A 19,011-nucleotide genomic window follows, 5' to 3' on the forward strand; every position below is an offset into this window, starting at 1 on the left:
CGCGCATGCCGATGCTGTTGAAGTTGCCGCTGTATGCGGCGCAGCCTGCGCGTGCGCCAGCGCCACGGCCAGCAACAGTGATGCCAGGGCGGTACACCACCTGCACGCAGCCAAGGTTTTGTCCTTACGCAGCGCCGGTAACAAAGGTCTCAATGCATGAAGCATCTTGCGGTCATGGTCGTCTATCGTTGCGCGGAGCACCGTGAAGTTTGTGTTGAATAAAAGTAGTGGCGCGCTTCATACATGACCATCAAGTGAATATGCATTGCACTGCGTGCGCTGCTGCGCCCGTGCAGCGAGGCGCGCTAGCGGCGCTCCAATGACGATTTCACTTTGTTCCATCATTCACTGTACGAATGCTTGATGGATGCGCGCATATCTTTTGCATAGATCGCCGCTTTCTTATCCCATGCGCACGGACATCGCGCGAAATATTTGCGAGAAAACAGGATGAATTACGCCAAACCCCTCCGCAGCACTCCCTCCCGTCCCCGCACCGCCGCATCCGTGGCGCGCCGCGAGCAGCCTCGTGCCGGCATCAACCCAGCCGAACAAACCTCGACCACCGATCGTTCCGTCGGCGAAAAAGTATTATTTGTTACGTCGGAAATGCGTGACTTCGTCAAGGCCGGTGGCCTCGGCGATGTGTCAGCCGCGTTACCGCGCGTGCTGGCGCATGAACACGATGTACGCGTGTTGATTCCAGGCTATCGCGCCGTGCTGCAATCTGGACGGCCGCTACGCAAGGTCGGCGCCACACGCCGCCGGGGTGAACTGCCGCCGTGCGAGATCTATGAATTACAAACCGATGACGGCCTGCGCGTGCTGGCCGTATGCAACCAGGAACTGTTCGACCGCGAAGGTTCGCCGTATGTGAACGCGAAAGGCCTTGGCTGGGCGGACAACGATATCCGCTTCGCCACGTTTTCGTCGGTGGCTGCCGATATCGCCGCCGGTCAGGCCGGGCTGGCGTGGCAGCCGGAGTTGTTGCATCTGAATGACTGGACTTGCGCCCTCGCCGCCTGCTACACGCGCTGGCGCCATCAATCCACGCCGACCGTGCTGACTATCCACAACCTCGCTTATCAAGGTGTGTTTCCGGCCACCACCACCCGCCGCATCGGCGCACCGGAACATGCCACGGAGCTGGATTTTCACGGCCAGGTGTCGTATCTGCGCGGCGGCATCGTGCGCTCCGACTGCCTGATCACGGTCAGCGAAAGCTATGCGCAGCAGATCGTCGATCCGGTCTACGGCTGCGGCATGGACCGCCTGCTGGCGCGTCGCCGCAACGAAGGGCGGCTAGTCGGCATCCTCAACGGCATCGACGACAGCTGGCATCCGCAGCACGACGAAGCACTCGACACCACTTTTTCGGTCGGCGAATGGGAGCAGCGCCAGTGCAATACCTCGGCGCTGCGCGAGGAATTCGGGCTGGAGCCGATCCACGGACCGTTGTTTATCTTCGTCTCGCGCATGGTGCATCAGAAAGGCCTGGACCTGGTGTATGAGGCCGCGCCGCAGATCATCGCCGCCGGCGGCCAGCTGATCCTGATCGGGCGCGGCGAACCGATGTTCGAGCGCATGGCGAGCATGCTGGCCAAGCGTTTCCCGGGACGCATCGCCGCGCACATCGGCTTCAAGGAAGATGTGGCGCACCGCATGTTCGCCGGCGCGGATTTCCTGTTGATGCCTTCGCGCTATGAGCCTTGCGGGCTGAGCCAGATGTATGCGCAGGCGTATGGCTGCCTGCCGATCGCGCACGCCACCGGTGGCTTGAACGACACCATCGAGGATGGCGTTTCCGGCCTGCTGTTCCAGAGTGCGCGCGTATCGGATTTGCGCGGCTGCCTGCAGCGCGCCTTCCGCATTTATGCCGAGCCCCTGCTGCTGGAAGCCATGCGCGGCGCGGCCATGCTCGAGCGGCACGACTGGAGCCGTTCCGGCCAGCAATACACCCGTTTGTACCGCCAGCTGTGCACGCAAAAGGCGGTTGCGTGAGGCTCGCCATTGACACGCATTCGCTCGCTTCAGCTACTCGCCAGGACCACCACCTTCCACCCGACGTGTTGGCGCAGCTGGATCATGGCCGCTGTGCGGCGCCATTCGAATGGCTGGGGTTGCACGAATACAACGGGCGCTGGCAAGTCGTTGCAGTAGCGCATGGCGCACGCTCGATCGAAGTAGTGGTGGACGGCAGCGAACAGGCCGTCACCGCGACACGGATCGGCGAAGGGGTGTTCGTGGCGCACCTGGCGGCGAAGCCGGCCAGCTATGCGCTGCGCCTGCATTGGCCGCGCCATAGCGAAACCATCGCCGACCCCTATGGCTTCGATCCGTTGCTTGCGCCGGAGCAATTGGACGCCTTCAACCGCGGCGAACTGCGGCGGCCGGCCGATGTCTTCGGCGCGCAGGTACGCGTGGTGAACAATCTCGAGGGCGTGCACTTCTCCGTCTGGGCGCCGCATGCGCAACGCGTCTCCGTAGTGGGCGACTTCAACCAGTGGGACGGGCGCCGCCATGTGATGCGCCGGCATGCCGAGGCGGGCGTGTGGGAAATCTTCATTCCCGAGGTGGATATCGGCGCGGTATATAAATTCGAGCTGCTCGACCAGCATGGCTACCTATTGCCGCTGAAAGCCGATCCGCATGCCCGGCAAACGGAATGTCCGCCCGCTTCGGCCTCCATGGTGGCACCCCCGCTGTGGCATGCCTGGCACGATGCCTCGTGGATGGCGCGTCGCCGCAGCATGCATTTCGAAGCCGCGCCGCTGAGCATCTACGAAGTACAGGCCACCTCCTGGCAGCGCGATGCCGAAGGCCGCTGGCTGGACTGGGATGCACTGGCCGCACAGCTGATTCCGTATGTGCAGGCACAAAACTTCACCCATATCGAATTTCTGCCGGTCAACGAATACCCGTTCGGCGGCTCGTGGGGCTATCAGCCCATCGCCATGTATGCGCCCACCGCACGCATGGGCGATCTGGATGCGTTTGCGCGCTTTGTCGATTCCTGTCACGTGGCAGGTATCGGCGTGATCCTGGACTGGGTCAGTGGCCACTTTCCTGCCGACGCGCACGGCCTGCGCCAGTTCGACGGCACGCCGCTGTACGAGCACGGCGATCCGCGCGAGGGCTTCCATCAGGACTGGCACACCCTGATCTACAACTACGGCAAGCCGCAGGTACGCCAATACCTGCTCGGCAGCGCGCTGGCCTGGCTGGATCGTTTCCATATCGACGGGCTGCGCGTGGATGCGGTCGCCAGCATGTTGTACCGCGACTACAGCCGCGCCGAAGGCGAATGGATCCCGAACAAGCACGGCGGCCGCGAAAATCTCGAAGCGGTGGCCTTCTTGAAGGACCTCAACAGCCTGATCGCGCGCGAGCATCCGGGCGTGATGGTGATGGCCGAGGAGTCCACTGCATGGCCCGGGGTAACCGGATCGCCAGAGCATGGCGGCCTGGGTTTCAGCTTCAAGTGGAACATGGGCTGGATGCACGATTGCCTGCACTACATGCAGCACGATCCGCTATACCGCCGCTATCACCATGACGACCTCACCTTCGGCCTGGTGTACGCGTATTCGGAGCGGTTCGTGCTGCCGCTGTCGCACGACGAAGTGGTGCACGGCAAGGGCTCGCTGCTGTCGCGCATGCCCGGCGATCGCTGGCGGCAGTTCGCCAACCTGCGTGCGTTCTACGGTTTCATGTGGGGCCATCCGGGCAAGAAGCTGCTGTTCATGGGTGGCGAATTCGCCCAGCGCAATGAATGGCATCACGATCGCGCACTGGATTGGGAACTGCTGGAAGATCCGCTGCACCTGGGCGTGCAGCGGCTGGTCAGCGATCTTAATCGCCTGCTCTATCACGAGCCGGCGCTGCATCGGCGCGATCATCAGCCGGACGGTTTTTCCTGGGTGGTCGGCGACGATACGCATGCTTCGGTCTATGCCTTTCTGCGCTACGGCGGCGAAGGCACGGCGCCGATGCTGGTGGTGTGCAATTTCACTCCGGAAGTGCGCAATGACTACCGTATCGGCGTACCCGAGGGCGGCGTGTGGCATGAGGTCTGCAATACCGACAGCGATTATTACGGCGGTTCCAACGTAGGCAATGGCGGCGAAGTGCGCGCGCAAGACATTCCCAGCCGCGGTCACCGGCAATCGCTCAATCTGCGCCTGCCGCCACTGGCGACGCTGATCCTGCGGGCGGAGGGCAATAGCGCATGAATGTATTGAGTGAAACAGCCCCGGCGGCACGGCCGCCCTTACGCGGCAAGCCAATGGAATCGGCCTATGGCGCCACCCTGCTTGGCAATGGCCACGTGCGTTTCTGCCTGTGGGCACCGGATGCGAAAAGCGTGGATCTGGTGGTCGGCAACATCGCCCATCCGATGCTGCGCGAAGATGGCGGCGACTTTACGCTCACCCTCACGGCCAAGCCCGGCACGCGCTACAACTACCTGATCAACGACCAGCATCGCGTACCCGATCCGGCTTCGCGCCTGCAACCGGCCGGTGTGCATTGCACAAGCGTAGTGGCCGATCCGGCCGACTACGCCTGGCAGCAGAACGACTGGCAAGGGCTATCCTGGCATACCGCGGTGATCTGTGAAGTGCACGTCGGCGCAATGGGCGGCTTCGATGGCGTGTGCAAGGCGCTGCCGGAACTGGCGGCCAGCGGCTACAACGTGATCGAGCTGATGCCGATCGGTTCCTTCGAAGGTGAGCGCAACTGGGGCTATGACGGCGTGCTGCCGTATGCGCCGGAGGCCAGCTACGGCACCCCGGCCTCGCTGAAAGCGATGATCGACGAAGCCCACCGGCTGGGCATGGCGGTGATGCTGGACGTGGTCTACAACCACTTTGGCCCGGTCGGCAATTACCTGGCCTACTACGCCAGCAGCTTCTTCCGCCACGACGTGCACACGCCCTGGGGCGACGCGATCGATTTTCGCCGGCCGCAGGTGGCGCGCTATTTCATCGACAACGCGCTGATGTGGCTGCACGAATACCGCTTCGACGGCCTGCGCCTGGATGCGGTGCATGCGATCAAGCCGAGCAGCTTCCTGGATGAACTGGCTGCGGCCGTGCGTGCCTCCTGCGCCACCGGCCGCGAGGTGTTCCTGGTGGTGGAGAACGAAGACAACCGTGCTTCGCTATTGCGCGGCGACTATGACGCGCAGTGGAACGACGACGGCCACAACGCCTTGCACGTCATGCTGACCCATGAACACGAGGGCTACTACGCCGATTTCATCGACGATCCTACGGCCAAGGTGGCCGGCATGCTGTGCGAAGGCTTTATCTTCCAGGGCCAGCCCGACCGGCGCGGCATCCGGCGCGGCGAGCCGGGCCATGGTCTGCCGCCGACCTCGTTCGTACTGTTTTTGCAGAATCACGATCAAATTGGAAACCGCCCACTGGGCGAACGGCTGGCCAGCCTGGTGCCGGAAGCGGACCTGCGTGCGGTGCAGGTGCTGGTGGCGCTGTGTCCGATGATTCCGCTGTTCTTCATGGGCGAAGAATGGGGCTGCCAGACCCCGTTCTACTATTTCACTGACTACCAGGACGAACTCGCCGAAAAAGTGCGCGAGGGCCGGAGCAAGGAATTCGCGCATTTTTCCGGCTTTACCGATCCGGCCAGCCGCCAGCGCATTCCCGATCCGAATGCCGAAGATACCTTCGAAGCCTCGATCCCGCGCGTGGACAACCCGGCCCTGGCGCGCATCTGGAAAAGCTGGTTCAGCCATCTGCTGTATCTGCGCAAGACCCAGTTGAGCAGCCGCATGCAACAGTGCCATGCGATGGGCTGTACGGTGCTGGCCGAACGCGCCTTGCTGGCACGCTGGCGCCTGGCTGATGGCTGTATCTGGGAAATTGCCTTGAATGTGTCGCCGCGCGACGTGGCCTGGAGCCGCGACCCGGAAGCTGAGACGATCTGGTCCGAGCCGCCGGATGCGATCCAGCATCCGGACATCCTGCCCGCGCATTCGGTGATCGTATCGGCCAGCACGGCACGCGACCGCGATCATGCGTTCGACGCTTGAGGATAGCGCGCGCGCAGCCGGTATCGAGCTGGACTGGATCGATGCCTATGGCCAGCCGCGCCGGCTGGCCGAACGCAACTTGCAGCAGCTGCTGGAACGGCTGCCATGGCCGCAATCACCGCGGCAGGGTCGCGGCAAGCGTGCGAATGTTCCGCTGATTACGGTCGATGCCGGCGGCACGGTGCAGCTTGCTGTAACGGACCGTCGCGCCATGCCGGCCAAGCTGCGCGACGAAGCCGGCGCGGAACAGTCCCTGCGCATCGATGCGGATGGCCGCTTTCAGGCGCCGCAACGACATGGCTACTACGAGCTGCATTGCGGCGCCGAACAATGGCGGCTCGCCGTAGCGCCGGCGCGCTGCTACAGCGTGGCCGATCGCCTCGAGCCCGAGCTGCCGCCCAGCTGGGGCCTCAGCGCGCAGGTGTACTCGTTGCGGCGCGCTGGCGACGGCGGCATGGGCGATAGCGGCGCGGTAGCCGAACTGGCCAGGTCGCTGGCGCAGGCCGGCGGCGACGCCGTGGCGCTGAGTCCCTTGCATGCGGCACGCCGCACGGCGGCGATCTATAGCCCCTATACGCCCTGGCATCGCGGCTGGCTGGACTGGATGTATGCCGATCCGGCACAAGTGCTGGGCGCCGAGGCAGTGCGTGCAGCACTGGCCGATGCCGGTATCGGCGCGGGATGGGAACAGGCGCAATGCGACAGCCTGGTCGACTGGCCGCAGGCCTATGCGCTGCGACGTACGCTGTGGCAGCAACTGCATACGCGCTTTCTGCGGCATCCCGGGCAATTGCACGACGACCTGCTTGCGTTCGCCCAGCATCATGGCGAGTCGCTGCGTACGCATGCGCGCATGGTGGCGCGCGACATCCTGCAGACGCAGGCCACCCCGCGCAGCGACGTGCCGGAAGCCTTTCGCGTGGAGCTGGAATTTGAAATTTTCGCGCAGTGGCTGGCCGCACGCTGCTGGCGCGATACGCAGAACATGGCACTGGATGCCGGGCAGCGCATCGGCCTGATCAACGACCTCGCCGTAGGCTGCGATGCCGGCGGCAGTGAAGCGTGGAGCTATCGCGACAGCGTATTGAAAGGGCTGGAACTGGGCGCACCGCCGGATGCCTTCAATGCCGACGGCCAGTGCTGGGGCATCACCACCTGGTCGCCATGGGGCCTGCAGGCCACCGGCTTTCGCCATTACATCGACCTGCTGCGCGCCAATATGAGTCGCGGCGGCGGTCTGCGCATCGATCACGTGATGGGCTTGTATCGCCTGTGGGTGGTGCCGCAGGGTGAATCGGCGCAACAGGGCGGCTATCTGCATTATCCCTGCGACGACCTGTTGCGCATCCTGGCGCTGGAATCGTGGCGCCATCGCTGCATCGTGATCGGCGAAGACCTCGGCACCGTACCGGCGGGCATGCGCGAGCGGCTGACTGCGCGCGGCGTGCTCGGCACCGACGTATTGCTGTTCATGCGCGATGCGCAGGGCCAATTCCTGCCACCTGCGCAATGGCGTCGCGAGGCGGTCGCCACCACCACCACACACGATCTGCCGCCCCTGCTGGGCTGGCGCGCCGCGCTGGATATCCAGCAGCGCGCGCAGGTGCAGGCGTGGCCGGAACACCTGCGCAGCGAACAGCAACAAGAGCGCCGGGCCAGCGTGGAAAAACTCGATCAGGCCCTGGCGCGCTGGCATGCGGATCGACCGGAAGCCGGTGTTGCGCCGGCCTATGCCAACCAACTCAGTGTCGACTACGTGTTCGACAGCCCTGCCCAGCTGGTGCTGATACCGCTGGAAGATGCGCTGGATCGCCAGGAACAACCCAACCTGCCCGGCACGGTGCAGGGTTATCCGAACTGGCGGCATCGCCTGCCGGCCAGCGGCGTTGCCGGCTTGTCGCCGATCCTGCGCCAGATGAATCGCCAGCAGCACGGGACGACGCTGCCATGACGGCACTGCGCGCCACCGTGCGCCTGCAATTGCGGCGCGAATTCGATTTCGCCGCGGCAACGGCGCAAGTGCCCTACTTCGCTGCACTCGGCCTCAGCCACATCTATATGTCGCCGATCGCCACCGCCCGGCCCGGCTCCACCCATGGCTATGACGTCATCGATCCGCTCACGGTTAATCCGGAGTTGGGCGGCGAAACCGGCCTGGCTGCGCTGGTGGATGCTCTGCATGCGCACGCTATGGGAGCGATCCTGGATATCGTGCCCAATCATATGGCCGCCGATCTCGGCAATGTCTGGTGGGCGGATGTGCTGGCCAACGGCGAAAGCAGCGCCTATGCCACGTATTTCGATATCGAATGGGATGCGCCCGATACCGGCGGCAAGCTGTGGCTGCCGTGGCTGGAGCAGCCGCTGCAACAGGCGCTCGACCACCGGCGCCTGACGCTGGAGCGGCGCGTAGACGGCAATGCTGCGGGCGTGGCGCTGGATGGCAACGTGTTGCCGCTCTCCGCCGGCAGCCTCGAATGGCTATGCCAGCGCGGCGGTATCGCGCTGCCGCCGCCGGATGCCGGGCACACCCGTTTCGAGCGCATACGCCACGCCCTGCAGAATGCAGCCGCACAACATGCCTTCGATCGCGCGCTGCGCGAAGTCGATCACGACCCTGCGCTGATGCATCAGCTGCTCGAGCAGCAACACTACCGGCTGGCCTGGTGGCGCAGCGGCGATCAGTTGCTCAACTATCGCCGCTTCTTCGATATCGACGGTCTGGCGGCCTTGCGCATGGAACGTGACGAGGTATTCGAGGCAGTGCATGCATTGCCGCTGCGCCTGATCGAAAACGGCTCCATCGACGGACTGCGCATCGATCATATCGACGGCCTCAGCCAGCCCGGCCACTATTTGCGACGGCTGCGCGAACGCATGGACCAGGCTGCGCAGCACGGTCCTCAGCGGCACGTCAGCCTGTACGTGGAAAAAATCCTGGCGGCCGACGAAAGCCTGCCGCTGGACTGGCCGGTGGACGGCAGCACCGGCTACGACTTCATGCGCCAGGTGGAAAGCCTGCAGCTCGATCCCGGCAGCTATGCCGTGCTGTGCCGCGCATGGGCACGCAGCACCGGTCGGCCGGCCGACTTCGCCGCCGAAGAAAACGCAGCGCGGCGCCAATTGCTGCGTACTTCGCTGGTCAGCGAACTGGCGCGCTGCACGCGTGCCTTCTGCCGCTATTTCGCTGACACCGCTGCGCACGGCGACATCACGGCGCAGGCACTCCACTATGCGCTGACCGATGTGCTGGCCGGCATGCCGGTGTATCGCAGCTATCTGGGCGACGGCCACTTCACCGGCATCGACCGCCGCGTGCTGCAACATGCGTTTGCGCAGGCCGAACTGGATGGCGAGCCGCATTACGCACCGATACGCGCCCTGCTACAGCAGCCATTGCTGGATGCCGACGAGCACAGCCTGCCACCGGCGCAGGCGGAACACTTGCATCTCGCACGCCAGCGCTTCGAGCAGCTTTCCACCGTACTGGCCGCCAAGGCGGTGGAAGATACGGCGTTCTATCGCTACGGTCCTTTGCTTTCGCGCAATGAAGTGGGTGGTGCGCCAGGGCACAAACAGCCGGAGCCGATGAGCTGGCATGCCGCCATGCGCCAGCGGGCGATCCGCTGGCCACGTTCCCTGCTGGCCACGGCGACGCACGATCACAAGCGCGGCGAAGATGTGCGCGCGCGGCTGCAGGCACTGGGTGAAAAGCCGCGCGAATTCGCCGACCGAGTGCACGCCTGGTCGAACGAACTGGGCGAACGCTCGCGGCTGCCCTATGGGGTGCTATGGATGCTGCTGCAGACGGTGCTCGCCGCGTGGCCCTTGGAACTGGCCGAGGACGATCTGCCGGCGATGCGCCAGTTCGCCGACCGCATCACCGAGTGGCTGCGCAAGGCGCAGCGCGAAGCCAAGCTGCACACCCGCTGGACCTGCCCGGACACGTCCTATGAAGCCGCCTGCGCCGAACTGGTCGAGGATCTGCTGCTGTCGGCGCCCTATGTTTCATTGCGCCGCAAACTGCGCCACGCCGCGCATGAACTGGACGCACCCGGCGCCATGAATGGCCTGGTGGCGACCGCCTTGCGCCTGACCGTACCGGGTGTGCCCGATCTCTACCAGGGCACCGAATACTGGGACCAGTCGCTGGTGGATCCGGACAATCGCCACACCCCCGATTACGCCGCGCGCGCAGCCAGCCTGGAACAGGCTGCCGAGCCGGTGGAACTGCTGTGCGATTACCGCAGCGGCGCCGTGAAGCAGCAATTGATCTATCGCCTGCTGCAGCTGCGCAAAGCGTGGCCTGAACTATTCAGCCATGGCGCCTACCTGCCGGTGGCCGTGACTGGAGCGCAGCGCAAGCACGTGGTGGCCTTCGTGCGGCAGCACGGCGAGCGGCGGCTATTGGTAGTAGCGCCGCGCCTGTGCGCCCGGCACATGGACGGCAGCGGCCTGCCGCTGCCAAATGTAAGTTTTTGGAAAAACACGCGTGCGAGGACGGTCGATGATGACGCCGCCTGCACCTTCATTGATCTATTTACATACAAGAAGCATGGCCTCGAGCCGATGGGCTGGAACATCGCCGAACTGCTGGCCGATTGGCCGCTTGCCGTGCTGATTCCCGCGAGCCAGGCCGATGACTGCCCAACCTTCCCCCGCCGAACGCCAACGCAAGATCAGTGAGATCGCCCATCGTATCTGGGAGTCGGAAGGCCGTCCGCAGGGCCAGGCGCTGCGGCATTGGCAGATGGCCGAGAAATTAGTGATCGCCGAGGAACGGCAAACCGCGTTCCGCAGCAAGCAAAAGCAAGACGTACCACCTTCTCCATAACGTGTGACTCATAAACAACGATGAGCAAGTCTATGCGTGCAAGTCGTGGAAGCGCCGCCACATCACATGCTGCAAGCCTGAGGGAGGGATTGCCCTTCCCGCTGGGCGCCACCTGGGATGGCCTTGGCGTGAACTTTGCGCTGTTTTCCGCGCACGCCACGCGCGTGGAGCTGTGCCTGTTCGATGAGCACTGCCAGGAAACCGAACGCATCACCCTGCCCGAATTCACCGACGAGGTCTGGCACGGCTACCTGCCGGATGCACGCCCCGGACAGTTGTACGGCTATCGCGTGCACGGCCCGTACGAACCGGATGCCGGCCATCGCTTCAACCCGAACAAGCTGCTGCTCGACCCCTATGCCAAGCAGATCGTCGGCAAGCTGGAATGGAACGATGCGCTGTTCGGCTACACCATTGGCCATCCGGACAAAGACCTGAGTTTCGACGAACGCGACAGCGCGCCCTACATGCCCAAATCGCGCGTCATCGACCCGGCCTTTACCTGGGGCAACCACTATTGGCCAGGCGTACCGTGGGACCGCACCATTCTTTACGAGATGCACGTGCGCGGCTACACCATGCTGCATCCGCGCGTACCACAAGCCTTGCGCGGCACCTTTGCCGGATTGGCGCATCAGGAGGTGGCCGACTACATCCGCTCGCTTGGCGTCACCTCGGTGGAGCTGATGCCGGTGCACGCGTTCATCGATGACAAGCACCTGCTTGACATGGGTCTGCGCAATTACTGGGGCTACAACACGCTGAGCTTCTTCGCGCCGCATCCGCACTACATGGCCAGCAACACGGTGGCAGAGTTCAAGGAAATGGTGGCGCATTTCCACGATGCCGGGCTGGAGGTGATCCTCGATGTGGTCTACAACCACACCGCCGAAGGCAACCACCTCGGACCGACGCTGTCGCTACGCGGCATCGACAACGCCACTTACTATCGCCTGGCCGACAATCCGCGTCTGTATATCAACGATACCGGTACCGGCAACACGCTTGACCTGAGTCATTCACGCGTTTTGCAGACGGTGATGGACTCGCTGCGCTATTGGACCACCGACATGCGCGTGGATGGCTTTCGCTTCGACCTGGCCACCATCCTCGGCCGCGAATCGCACGGCTTCGACCAGGGCGGCGGTTTTCTCGATGCCTGCCGGCAGGATCCGGTACTGGGGCGCGTAAAGCTGATCGCCGAACCGTGGGACATCGGACCGGGCGGCTATCAGTCCGGCAAGTTTTCGCCCGGCTGGGCTGAATGGAACGACCGCTTCCGCGATGCCACACGCGCCTTCTGGCGCGGCGACGAAGGCCGCCTGCCGGACTTCGCCACCCGCCTGAACGGCTCGGCGGATATCTTCGACCAGCGTGGCCGACGCCCGTATGCATCGGTCAATTTCGTCACCGCGCACGACGGCTTCACCCTGCACGACCTGGTCAGCTACAACGACAAGCACAACGAAGCCAACGGCGAAGACAACCGCGACGGCTCCAATAACAACCTCAGCTGGAACTGCGGCGAAGAAGGCGACACCGAAAATCCCGATATTCTCAGCCTGCGCAATCGCCAGATGCGCAACATGCTGGCCAGTCTGCTGCTGTCGCAAGGCACGCCGATGCTGCTGGCCGGCGATGAATTCGCGCGCAGCCAGGGCGGCAACAACAATGCGTATTGCCAGGATAACGAGGTCACCTGGTTCAACTGGGAAGCGGTCAATGACCGGCGTCCGCTGATCGATTTCGTGCGGCGCCTGACCCGCCTGCGCCAGCACCATTCGTTGCTGCGGCGCAATCGCTTCCTGCATGGCCATGCCGACGAGGAAACCGGCGTCAAGGACGTTACCTGGGTCACGCCCGACGGCCAGGAATTCACCGAGGAGCGCTGGAACGATCCGCAGGCGCGTTGCCTGGGCATGCTGCTGGACGGGCGCGCCAAGCCAACCGGCGTAAAGAAGCCCGGGGCCGACAGCACCTTGCTGCTGTTGATCAATTCGCATCACGAACCGGTGCCGTTCCAGCTGCCGAAATTGCCCGCACGCTCGGAATGGCGACTGCTGCTGAGCAGTGCCGCGGGCTCGCGCAAGTCGGCATCGCTGGATCGCAGCAGCGTGACGCTCGAAGGCCGCAGCCTGATGCTGTACAAGGCGCATCCGCCCGTACTGCCCTGAGCGCAGTGAGGCTGCCGTGCATGGACCGTCCCTTCCGCCCTGCTTTCCGCTTCGCCATCGCCGGCATTGGCGACGACGACTTGTCGACGCACGCCGCCGCGATCGCGTTTTATTCGGCCCTGTCGATGGCGCCGATCGTGCTGCTGATGCTGTGGGGCTTGTCCTGGCTGGGCCCGCAATGGCAACCGGAACTGGCCGGCGCCCTGACCGGCATGATGGGCAGCAAGGCTGCCGCCACCATCGTCAGCGTGGTCAACAGTGCCAAATCGCGGCCGGAAACCGGCAATATCGCCGGCCTGATCGGCATTGCCGTGACCTTGTTCAGCGCCTCGGCGGTGTTTGCGCAACTGCAGTCCACGCTCAATCGCATCTGGCATATCCAGAGCGCCGAACATCACATGATCAGTCACTGGCTGAAGGCGCGTGCGCGTGCGTTCGGCTTGCTGGTCGGCATCGCCTTCCTGATGATCGTATCGTTCGCCGCCAGCGCGGTGATCCATCTATTGATACCGCGTGCCGTGGCCGCCTGGGCCTCGGCCGAATACGTGGTGTCGTTGGCGATTTTCGCCACCGCCTTCGCCGCCATGTACCGCGTACTGCCCGATACGCATATCGCCTGGAGCGATGCCGGCTGGGGCGGCCTGTTGACCACGCTGCTGTTCATCCTCGGCAAGTTCGGCATCGAACTGTATATCCAGCACGCCAGCATCGGCGGCGCCTACGGCTCGGCCGGCGGCCTGGTGGTGATGCTTACCTGGGTGTACTACGCCTCGTTTGTGGTGCTGCTGGGTGCGGAGCTGACGCATGGGCTGGCGCAGGCGCGGAACAGATCGCCGAACTGAATGCATCGACTCTGCTTTCGCCATTCCTCGACCTTCTGCCAACCTATTTTCAGCCTAGCATCGGGCACGCTGTGCGAGAGGTTGCGGCCATGCGCGATGACACCATTTTCGCCTCACCTTCATGCCTGAGACGGGGCGTGTCCGGTCACGTGCGAGCTTGATGGCGTCGACGACATGGTCGAAAAAACATCAGCAGCAGATGGCAAACCAAAGAAATCGCTGCCGGCCCTCGCCCTGGCCGCCACCGGCGTGGTGTTCGGCGATATCGCCACCAGCCCGCTGTATTCATTGCAGCAGGCCTTCGGCGAACAGGGCATCAAGCCCGATCACGACAGCGTGCTGGGTTTGTTGTCGCTATGCCTGTATGCCCTGCTGATCGTGGTGACCGGCAAATACGTGCTGGTGGTGATGCGCGCGGACAATCATGGCGAAGGCGGCATGATGGCGCTGGGCGCGCTCGCCCGTGGCGCCATGCGCGGACACGGGCGCCTGACCTGGCTGACCATCATGGTGGGACTGGCTGGCGCGGCGCTGTTCTTCGGCGACAGCGTGATCACTCCGGCCATCTCGGTGCTATCGGCGGTCGAAGGCCTGCAGTTGGCCTCACCCGCGATGAAAGAATGGGTCTTGCCGATCGCGGTGACGATCCTGATCGGGCTGTTTCTGCTTCAACGCGGCGGCAGTGCGCTGCTGGGCCATCTGTTCGGCCCGATCATGACGCTGTGGCTGCTTTCCATCGCGGCGCTCGGCGTCGTCGCGATCGTGCAGAATCCCAAGATATTCGAGGCGGTCAATCCGTATTACGCGGTGCTGTACATGCAGCACAACGGCTTCAAGGGATTCGCGTCGCTGGGCGCGGTGGTGCTGGTGCTGACCGGCGCGGAGGCGCTGTATGCCGATATCGGCCACTTCGGCACGCGGCCGATTCGCGTTTCCTGGCTATGCCTGGCGCTGCCGGCCCTGCTGCTGAATTATTTCGGCCAGGGCGCGCGGCTGATGGCGCAGCCCGGCCAGAGCGGCCAGCCGTTTTTTGCGCTGGTGCCGCATACCCTGCTCTATCCGATGATCGTGCTGGCCACCCTCGCCACGGTGATCGCGTCGCAGGCGGTGGTATCGGGCACGTTCTCGATGGTGCGCCAAAGCATCCAGCTCGGCTATCTGCCGCGTGCGCGCGTCCTGCATACGTCCAAGGAAATGGAAGGCCAGATCTATCTGCCGGCCATCAACATGATCTTGTTCGTGGCCGTGATGGTGGCGGTACTGGCCTTTCGTTCCTCGCAGCGATTGGGCGGCGCCTATGGCATCGCCGTCAGCGGCACCATGCTGATCACTACCGCGCTGCTGCTGTTGGTGGCCAAGCGCCAGTGGCGCTGGGGCATTTTCAGGCTGGTCGGATTCGGCTTGCTGTTCGGCATCATCGATGGCGCCTTTGTCGCGGCGAACCTGCTGAAACTGCCGCAAGGCGGCTGGTTCCCGCTAGTGGTGGCGGCGATCGCCATGCTGATCATGACTACCTGGCGGCGCGGGCGCATGCTGACTATCCAGCGGCTGCATGCCAGGGAGGAACGGCTGGATGGTGTAATCGCCAAGACCATGGCCGATTCCCCGCTGCGCGCCGACGGCACCGCGGTGTTCATGACCCGCAGCCGCAAGTGGGCGCCGCACGCCCTGCTGCAGAATCTGCGGCATAACCAGGTGCTGCATCAGCGCAATATCTTTTTGCATATCGACGACGGGGGCGACAGCTCGCGAGTCGGGGAAAAACAGCGCAGCGAGCTGCAGGATCTGGGCAACGGTTTCTACTGGGTGCATCTGCGCTTCGGCTTCAACGAGCATATCGATGTGCCGGCGCGGCTGCGCGAACTGGGTTTCGATCCCGTGCTGGAGCCGGAGCAGCTGACTTATTTTGTCGGGTTCGATGAGCTCACCGCGGCGCAGAAAAAGGGCCAGATGTGGCGCTGGCGCAAGATGGTGTTCATCTATCTGTATCGGAACGCATTGCCGGCGGTGCTTTATTACGGGATGCCGGCGCGGCGGCTGGTGGAGATCGGGACCAGGGTGGATTTGTGAGCGTTGCCGTATTGATACCGCTCGCTACACGATGACGTCATGCCCGCTTTCGCAGGAATGACATCCATACGGGTTTGAAGCTACCCGCAAAGGCAGTGCGCGCCTCAAGCGTGATCCGGCACACGTCGTTGACGAAACCACCGCGCAACCTTGAGGCTGCGCTTGCGATGATTCTCCCAACGCACCCACGGCCTTTCCCATGACTCTCCGCAACGAAGCCGTCGAACGTCGCCGCCGCAAGAACGTCAAGTTCGAGCAGGAACGCGTGGCTTCGCTCGATTCCGACCTGCAGCGCGCCGGCGGCATCAAGTCGCCGCCCAAGAACGAAGACAAGCCCAAGCCGGCGAAGAAATCCACGCACTAAACCACCGGCTCAACGGTGCCCGCGCCGGAAGATGCGCTTGAGCTTGGCCAGTTCCTCGCGCGCGGACTGGATGGTTTCGTAAGCCCCCAGCACGGTCTCGCGCGGTTGCGGCGACAGATGCCCTTCCTGCAGCACATCGCAATATTTCTGCTTGAGCAGGCCTTCGCGGCGGTCCACTTCCTCGACCACCGCCCAGTCGCCTTCATGCAGCACGTAATACAGATTGCTCATCGCGCGCTGCAAGGGCGCGACCAGGCTGCCGTCGTCCTTGGGATCGCCGCCGATCGCATCGACCTGATCGCGCAATCTGGCGGACAACGCCAGGCGTTCGCGGCAGCGGATCCGCAGCACCTGCGTCAACTCGGCGCTGCGCGCATCGCCCATTGCCTGGCTGTATTGCTCGGCGCTGTCGAGGGTGAGGCTGATCAGGCGATTGAGCACCCGGATGTCATAGTGCCGTTGGGCCACAGGCATGCGTCTCCGCGTTGAGTACGCGCTTCATTCTGCGTAATAAGCGTTTACATGCAGTACTTCATGAGTAAAGACGCGGTTATCGCCGAATCTGTTCAGGCACGCCGGCAGGTGCGCGAAGACAAGCCGGCGACGATGCCTCCACCTCGCATAAAGGCGCGAAGACCGATCATCCCCGGCAACGCATCGAGCAGAACCTCGCTGGAGAAACCGCCATGATTCGAGACTATTTCCGATTCCCGCAGCGGCAAGGCGCACGCCCGCAGCATGAGCATGAACAGCACCGCCAGGAATCCGGCCGCCGCTCGCCGCGCAGCATGCGCGACAACCCGGACTGGGACCGCTGGCCCGATGCCGAGGCTTTGCGCTGGAGTCCGCGTGCCGCCCGCGAAGAAGCGGCGCCTACTCAAGACAACAGTTATTTCGAGGAAGGCTACGGTTACGGCGATGCGTATTTCGGCGACGACCAGCGCGCCCCCCGCTCACGCTTCCAGGAAGGTTGGGAAGGCAGCTATCGCAGCGCGCCGTGGACGGCTAGGCAACGATCAGGTTGCGCCGGGCATGCACGGCCCGTACGGCCATTCGCAGCAATATGACCTGGGTCCGGAAAGCTGGATTGCCGATGAAGATTTCGCACGCCCCCGCCACCGCAGCGATGCCCATCGGCGGCAGGAACGCCAGCAAGGCGCGCATCGCGGCATCGGTCCGCAGAATTACACCCGTTCCGACGAGCGCGTCCGCGATGACGTCTGCGACCGGCTCACCGACCATCCGGAAGTCGATGCGCGCCATCTGGATGTCACGGTGGAGAACGGCGTAGTGCTACTGCAAGGCACCGTGTCCGATCGCGTGATGAAATATGGTGCCGAAGACTGCTCCTGGCACGTCAATGGCGTAAAGGATGTGGACAACCGGATTCGCGTCGACCGTCGTCAACCGCAGCAGCGCGAAGGATCGAGCCAGCTATAAGTTCAATCCGCGCCGCCGACATAGCGACGCCCCGTGATTGACATCACGGGGCGTCTTTGCATGGATAACAGAGAAGATCGCTGGGCTCAGGCCGCAGCGGTCGTCGCCTTGCTGCTGCCGCCTTCTTCACTCAGATCGGCCAGGCGGTAGCCGGCCGAGTGGATCGTGTGCAGCAGCGGGCGGGCGAACGGTTTGTCGATCACCCGGCGCAGGTTGTACAGATGCGAGCGCAAGGTGTCGGAATCGGGCAAGGTGTCGCCCCAGATTTCGCGCTCGATGTCGCGCCGGTTGACCACGCGCGGCGACTCGCGCATCAGGATGCCGAGAATGCGCAGGCCGATCGGCGACACGGTAAGTTCCTTGCCGGCGCGCGTCAGGCGCAAGGTGGCGGTGTCGAAGCTCAGGTCGCCCACGCTCAGGGTCTCGGTTGACACCTGGCGGCGGTCGCGGCGGATCAGTGCGCGGATACGCGCTTCCAGCTCGCGCACTTCGAAGGGCTTGACCAGGTAATCGTCTGCACCGGCCTGCAGGCCCATCAGCTTGTCGTCGAGCATATTGCGGCCGGTAAGCATCAGGATGGGGGTGGAATTCTTGGCGTCGCCGCGCAGCTTGCGGCACACGTCCAGGCCGTCGATGCCCGGGATGCGCAAATCCAGGATGATGGCGTCATAGCTGTTGGTGACGGCCAGGTGAAGGCCGCTGATGCCGTCGGCGGCGAAATCCACCGAGTATCCGCAACAGTCCAGATAATCGCCGACCGACTCGGCTACCTCTCGGCTATCCTCAATAAGCAGCAATATTCCCGTATGTTCTTCTGATCGAAACATAATGCCCTCGCTGATCTTCACATCACCATGAAGATCGAGCTTAGCCCCTGCAACCGCATATGAGTTGTGACGTAAGCGCCTAGAAGTTGTGCATTAGAAGTTCAAAAAACGTTAGGGGCGGTTGGCCGCCCCTGATCCGTTGCGAGGGCCGCATCAGACGTTCTTATGGCTCTGCTGGCCGGCCCTGACGTGCTGCTCATGGGTGCCGCCGCTGCTCTTCCTGCCGGCCGCGACGTGTTGCTCAGGGGTGGCATGGTCACCCCCACCGGCCTTGCCGCCCTTGCTGGCGATCTTGCGTTGTTGTTCTTGATCCATCGAGGCGAAGCCGCGATTTTCTGTCTTGCTGGTCATAACTAACTCCGGTTGATCGGTACAACGTCCGCGTTGCTGCGAACGGGGCCTACCCTA

General features: G+C 63.7%; 15 protein-coding genes. 12 read left to right on the forward strand and 3 right to left on the reverse strand.

Annotation, left to right across the window (positions count from 1 at the left end):
- The first annotated feature begins 450 nt into the window (after positions 1-450).
- The 10 genes from glgA (at position 451) to IGX34_RS15660 (ending at position 16,336) form a co-directional block, all read left to right on the forward strand.
- Entirely contained in the window at positions 451-2,001 is a 1,551-nt protein-coding gene (gene glgA / locus IGX34_RS15615) for a glycogen synthase GlgA (protein ID WP_192556655.1), read from the forward strand.
- Complete coding sequence (gene glgB / locus IGX34_RS15620) at positions 1,998-4,232, forward strand: 1,4-alpha-glucan branching protein GlgB (protein WP_338015491.1); 2,235 nt, start codon at positions 1,998-2,000, stop codon at positions 4,230-4,232. The genes glgA and glgB overlap by 4 nt, the downstream gene beginning before the upstream one ends.
- Positions 4,233-4,285: 53 nt before the next feature.
- Complete coding sequence (gene treZ, locus IGX34_RS15625) at positions 4,286-6,052, forward strand: malto-oligosyltrehalose trehalohydrolase (protein WP_192556656.1); 1,767 nt, start codon at positions 4,286-4,288, stop codon at positions 6,050-6,052.
- The gene (gene malQ / locus IGX34_RS15630) at positions 6,036-8,003 is read left to right on the forward strand and encodes a 4-alpha-glucanotransferase (RefSeq protein ID WP_192556657.1); all 1,968 of its coding nucleotides are present in this window, start codon (positions 6,036-6,038) and stop codon (positions 8,001-8,003) included. Before treZ ends, malQ begins: the two co-directional genes overlap by 17 nt.
- A complete protein-coding gene (gene treY, locus IGX34_RS15635) occupies positions 8,000-10,738 on the forward strand; it encodes a malto-oligosyltrehalose synthase (RefSeq protein ID WP_192556658.1) in 2,739 nt (912 codons plus the stop codon). Before malQ ends, treY begins: the two co-directional genes overlap by 4 nt.
- Positions 10,692-10,886, forward strand: coding sequence for a DUF2934 domain-containing protein (locus IGX34_RS15640; RefSeq protein WP_192556659.1), 195 nt, complete (start codon positions 10,692-10,694; stop codon positions 10,884-10,886). The genes treY and IGX34_RS15640 overlap by 47 nt, the downstream gene beginning before the upstream one ends.
- A 32-nt stretch (positions 10,887-10,918) precedes the next feature.
- Positions 10,919-13,060, forward strand: a complete 2,142-nt coding sequence (glgX, locus tag IGX34_RS15645; protein ID WP_192556660.1) for a glycogen debranching protein GlgX — start codon at positions 10,919-10,921, stop codon at positions 13,058-13,060.
- A 20-nt stretch (positions 13,061-13,080) separates the two neighbouring features.
- Positions 13,081-13,902 carry a YihY/virulence factor BrkB family protein gene (locus tag IGX34_RS15650; protein WP_192556661.1) on the forward strand — a complete coding sequence of 274 codons (822 nt, stop codon included), beginning with the start codon at positions 13,081-13,083 and terminating at the stop codon, positions 13,900-13,902.
- Between the two features lie 174 nt (positions 13,903-14,076).
- Positions 14,077-15,972: a potassium transporter Kup gene (locus IGX34_RS15655; protein WP_192556662.1), complete on the forward strand. Its 1,896-nt coding sequence runs from the start codon at positions 14,077-14,079 to the stop codon at positions 15,970-15,972.
- A 199-nt stretch (positions 15,973-16,171) separates the two neighbouring features.
- Positions 16,172-16,336: a hypothetical protein gene (locus IGX34_RS15660; RefSeq protein WP_192556663.1), complete on the forward strand. Its 165-nt coding sequence runs from the start codon at positions 16,172-16,174 to the stop codon at positions 16,334-16,336.
- A 9-nt stretch (positions 16,337-16,345) separates the two neighbouring features.
- Here the strand turns inward: IGX34_RS15660 and IGX34_RS15665 are convergent, their stop codons facing one another.
- Positions 16,346-16,810, reverse strand: coding sequence for a PA2169 family four-helix-bundle protein (locus tag IGX34_RS15665; protein ID WP_192556664.1), 465 nt, complete (start codon positions 16,808-16,810; stop codon positions 16,346-16,348).
- Positions 16,811-17,022: 212 nt separating this feature from the next.
- On the opposite strand from IGX34_RS15665, the gene IGX34_RS15670 reads away from it, so the two are divergent.
- Positions 17,023-17,403, forward strand: coding sequence for a hypothetical protein (locus IGX34_RS15670; RefSeq protein ID WP_192556665.1), 381 nt, complete (start codon positions 17,023-17,025; stop codon positions 17,401-17,403).
- Positions 17,369-17,776, forward strand: coding sequence for a BON domain-containing protein (locus tag IGX34_RS15675; protein ID WP_192556666.1), 408 nt, complete (start codon positions 17,369-17,371; stop codon positions 17,774-17,776). Before IGX34_RS15670 ends, IGX34_RS15675 begins: the two co-directional genes overlap by 35 nt.
- Before the next feature lie 86 nt (positions 17,777-17,862).
- Here the strand turns inward: IGX34_RS15675 and IGX34_RS15680 are convergent, their stop codons facing one another.
- Together IGX34_RS15680 and IGX34_RS15685 are read right to left on the reverse strand one after the other, a co-directional pair.
- On the reverse strand, positions 17,863-18,603 hold the full coding sequence (locus tag IGX34_RS15680; protein WP_192556667.1) for a response regulator transcription factor: 741 nt from the start codon (positions 18,601-18,603) through the stop codon (positions 17,863-17,865).
- A 153-nt stretch (positions 18,604-18,756) separates the two neighbouring features.
- Positions 18,757-18,954, reverse strand: coding sequence for a KGG domain-containing protein (locus tag IGX34_RS15685; RefSeq protein ID WP_192556668.1), 198 nt, complete (start codon positions 18,952-18,954; stop codon positions 18,757-18,759).
- Positions 18,955-19,011 lie beyond the last annotated feature (57 nt).

The organism is Dyella acidiphila (genome assembly GCF_014863405.1).
Taxonomy (GTDB): domain Bacteria; phylum Pseudomonadota; class Gammaproteobacteria; order Xanthomonadales; family Rhodanobacteraceae; genus Dyella_B; species Dyella_B acidiphila.

Excerpts from the sequence above, each read along its gene's own strand:
- IGX34_RS15685 (WP_192556668.1), bottom strand. The coding sequence starts at position 18,954 with ATGACCAGCAAGACAGAAAATCGCGGCTTCGCCTCGATGGATCAAGAA.
- treZ (WP_192556656.1), top strand. The coding sequence starts at position 4,286 with ATGGAATCGGCCTATGGCGCCACCCTGCTTGGCAATGGCCACGTGCGT.
- IGX34_RS15650 (WP_192556661.1), top strand. The coding sequence starts at position 13,081 with ATGGACCGTCCCTTCCGCCCTGCTTTCCGCTTCGCCATCGCCGGCATT.
- glgA (WP_192556655.1), top strand. The coding sequence starts at position 451 with ATGAATTACGCCAAACCCCTCCGCAGCACTCCCTCCCGTCCCCGCACC.
- IGX34_RS15665 (WP_192556664.1), bottom strand. The coding sequence starts at position 16,810 with ATGCCTGTGGCCCAACGGCACTATGACATCCGGGTGCTCAATCGCCTG.
- malQ (WP_192556657.1), top strand. The coding sequence starts at position 6,036 with ATGCGTTCGACGCTTGAGGATAGCGCGCGCGCAGCCGGTATCGAGCTG.
- IGX34_RS15640 (WP_192556659.1), top strand. The coding sequence starts at position 10,692 with ATGACTGCCCAACCTTCCCCCGCCGAACGCCAACGCAAGATCAGTGAG.
- IGX34_RS15660 (WP_192556663.1), top strand. The coding sequence starts at position 16,172 with ATGACTCTCCGCAACGAAGCCGTCGAACGTCGCCGCCGCAAGAACGTC.
- IGX34_RS15675 (WP_192556666.1), top strand. The coding sequence starts at position 17,369 with ATGCACGGCCCGTACGGCCATTCGCAGCAATATGACCTGGGTCCGGAA.
- IGX34_RS15680 (WP_192556667.1), bottom strand. The coding sequence starts at position 18,603 with ATGTTTCGATCAGAAGAACATACGGGAATATTGCTGCTTATTGAGGAT.
- glgX (WP_192556660.1), top strand. The coding sequence starts at position 10,919 with ATGCGTGCAAGTCGTGGAAGCGCCGCCACATCACATGCTGCAAGCCTG.
- IGX34_RS15670 (WP_192556665.1), top strand. The coding sequence starts at position 17,023 with ATGATTCGAGACTATTTCCGATTCCCGCAGCGGCAAGGCGCACGCCCG.
- treY (WP_192556658.1), top strand. The coding sequence starts at position 8,000 with ATGACGGCACTGCGCGCCACCGTGCGCCTGCAATTGCGGCGCGAATTC.
- IGX34_RS15655 (WP_192556662.1), top strand. The coding sequence starts at position 14,077 with ATGGTCGAAAAAACATCAGCAGCAGATGGCAAACCAAAGAAATCGCTG.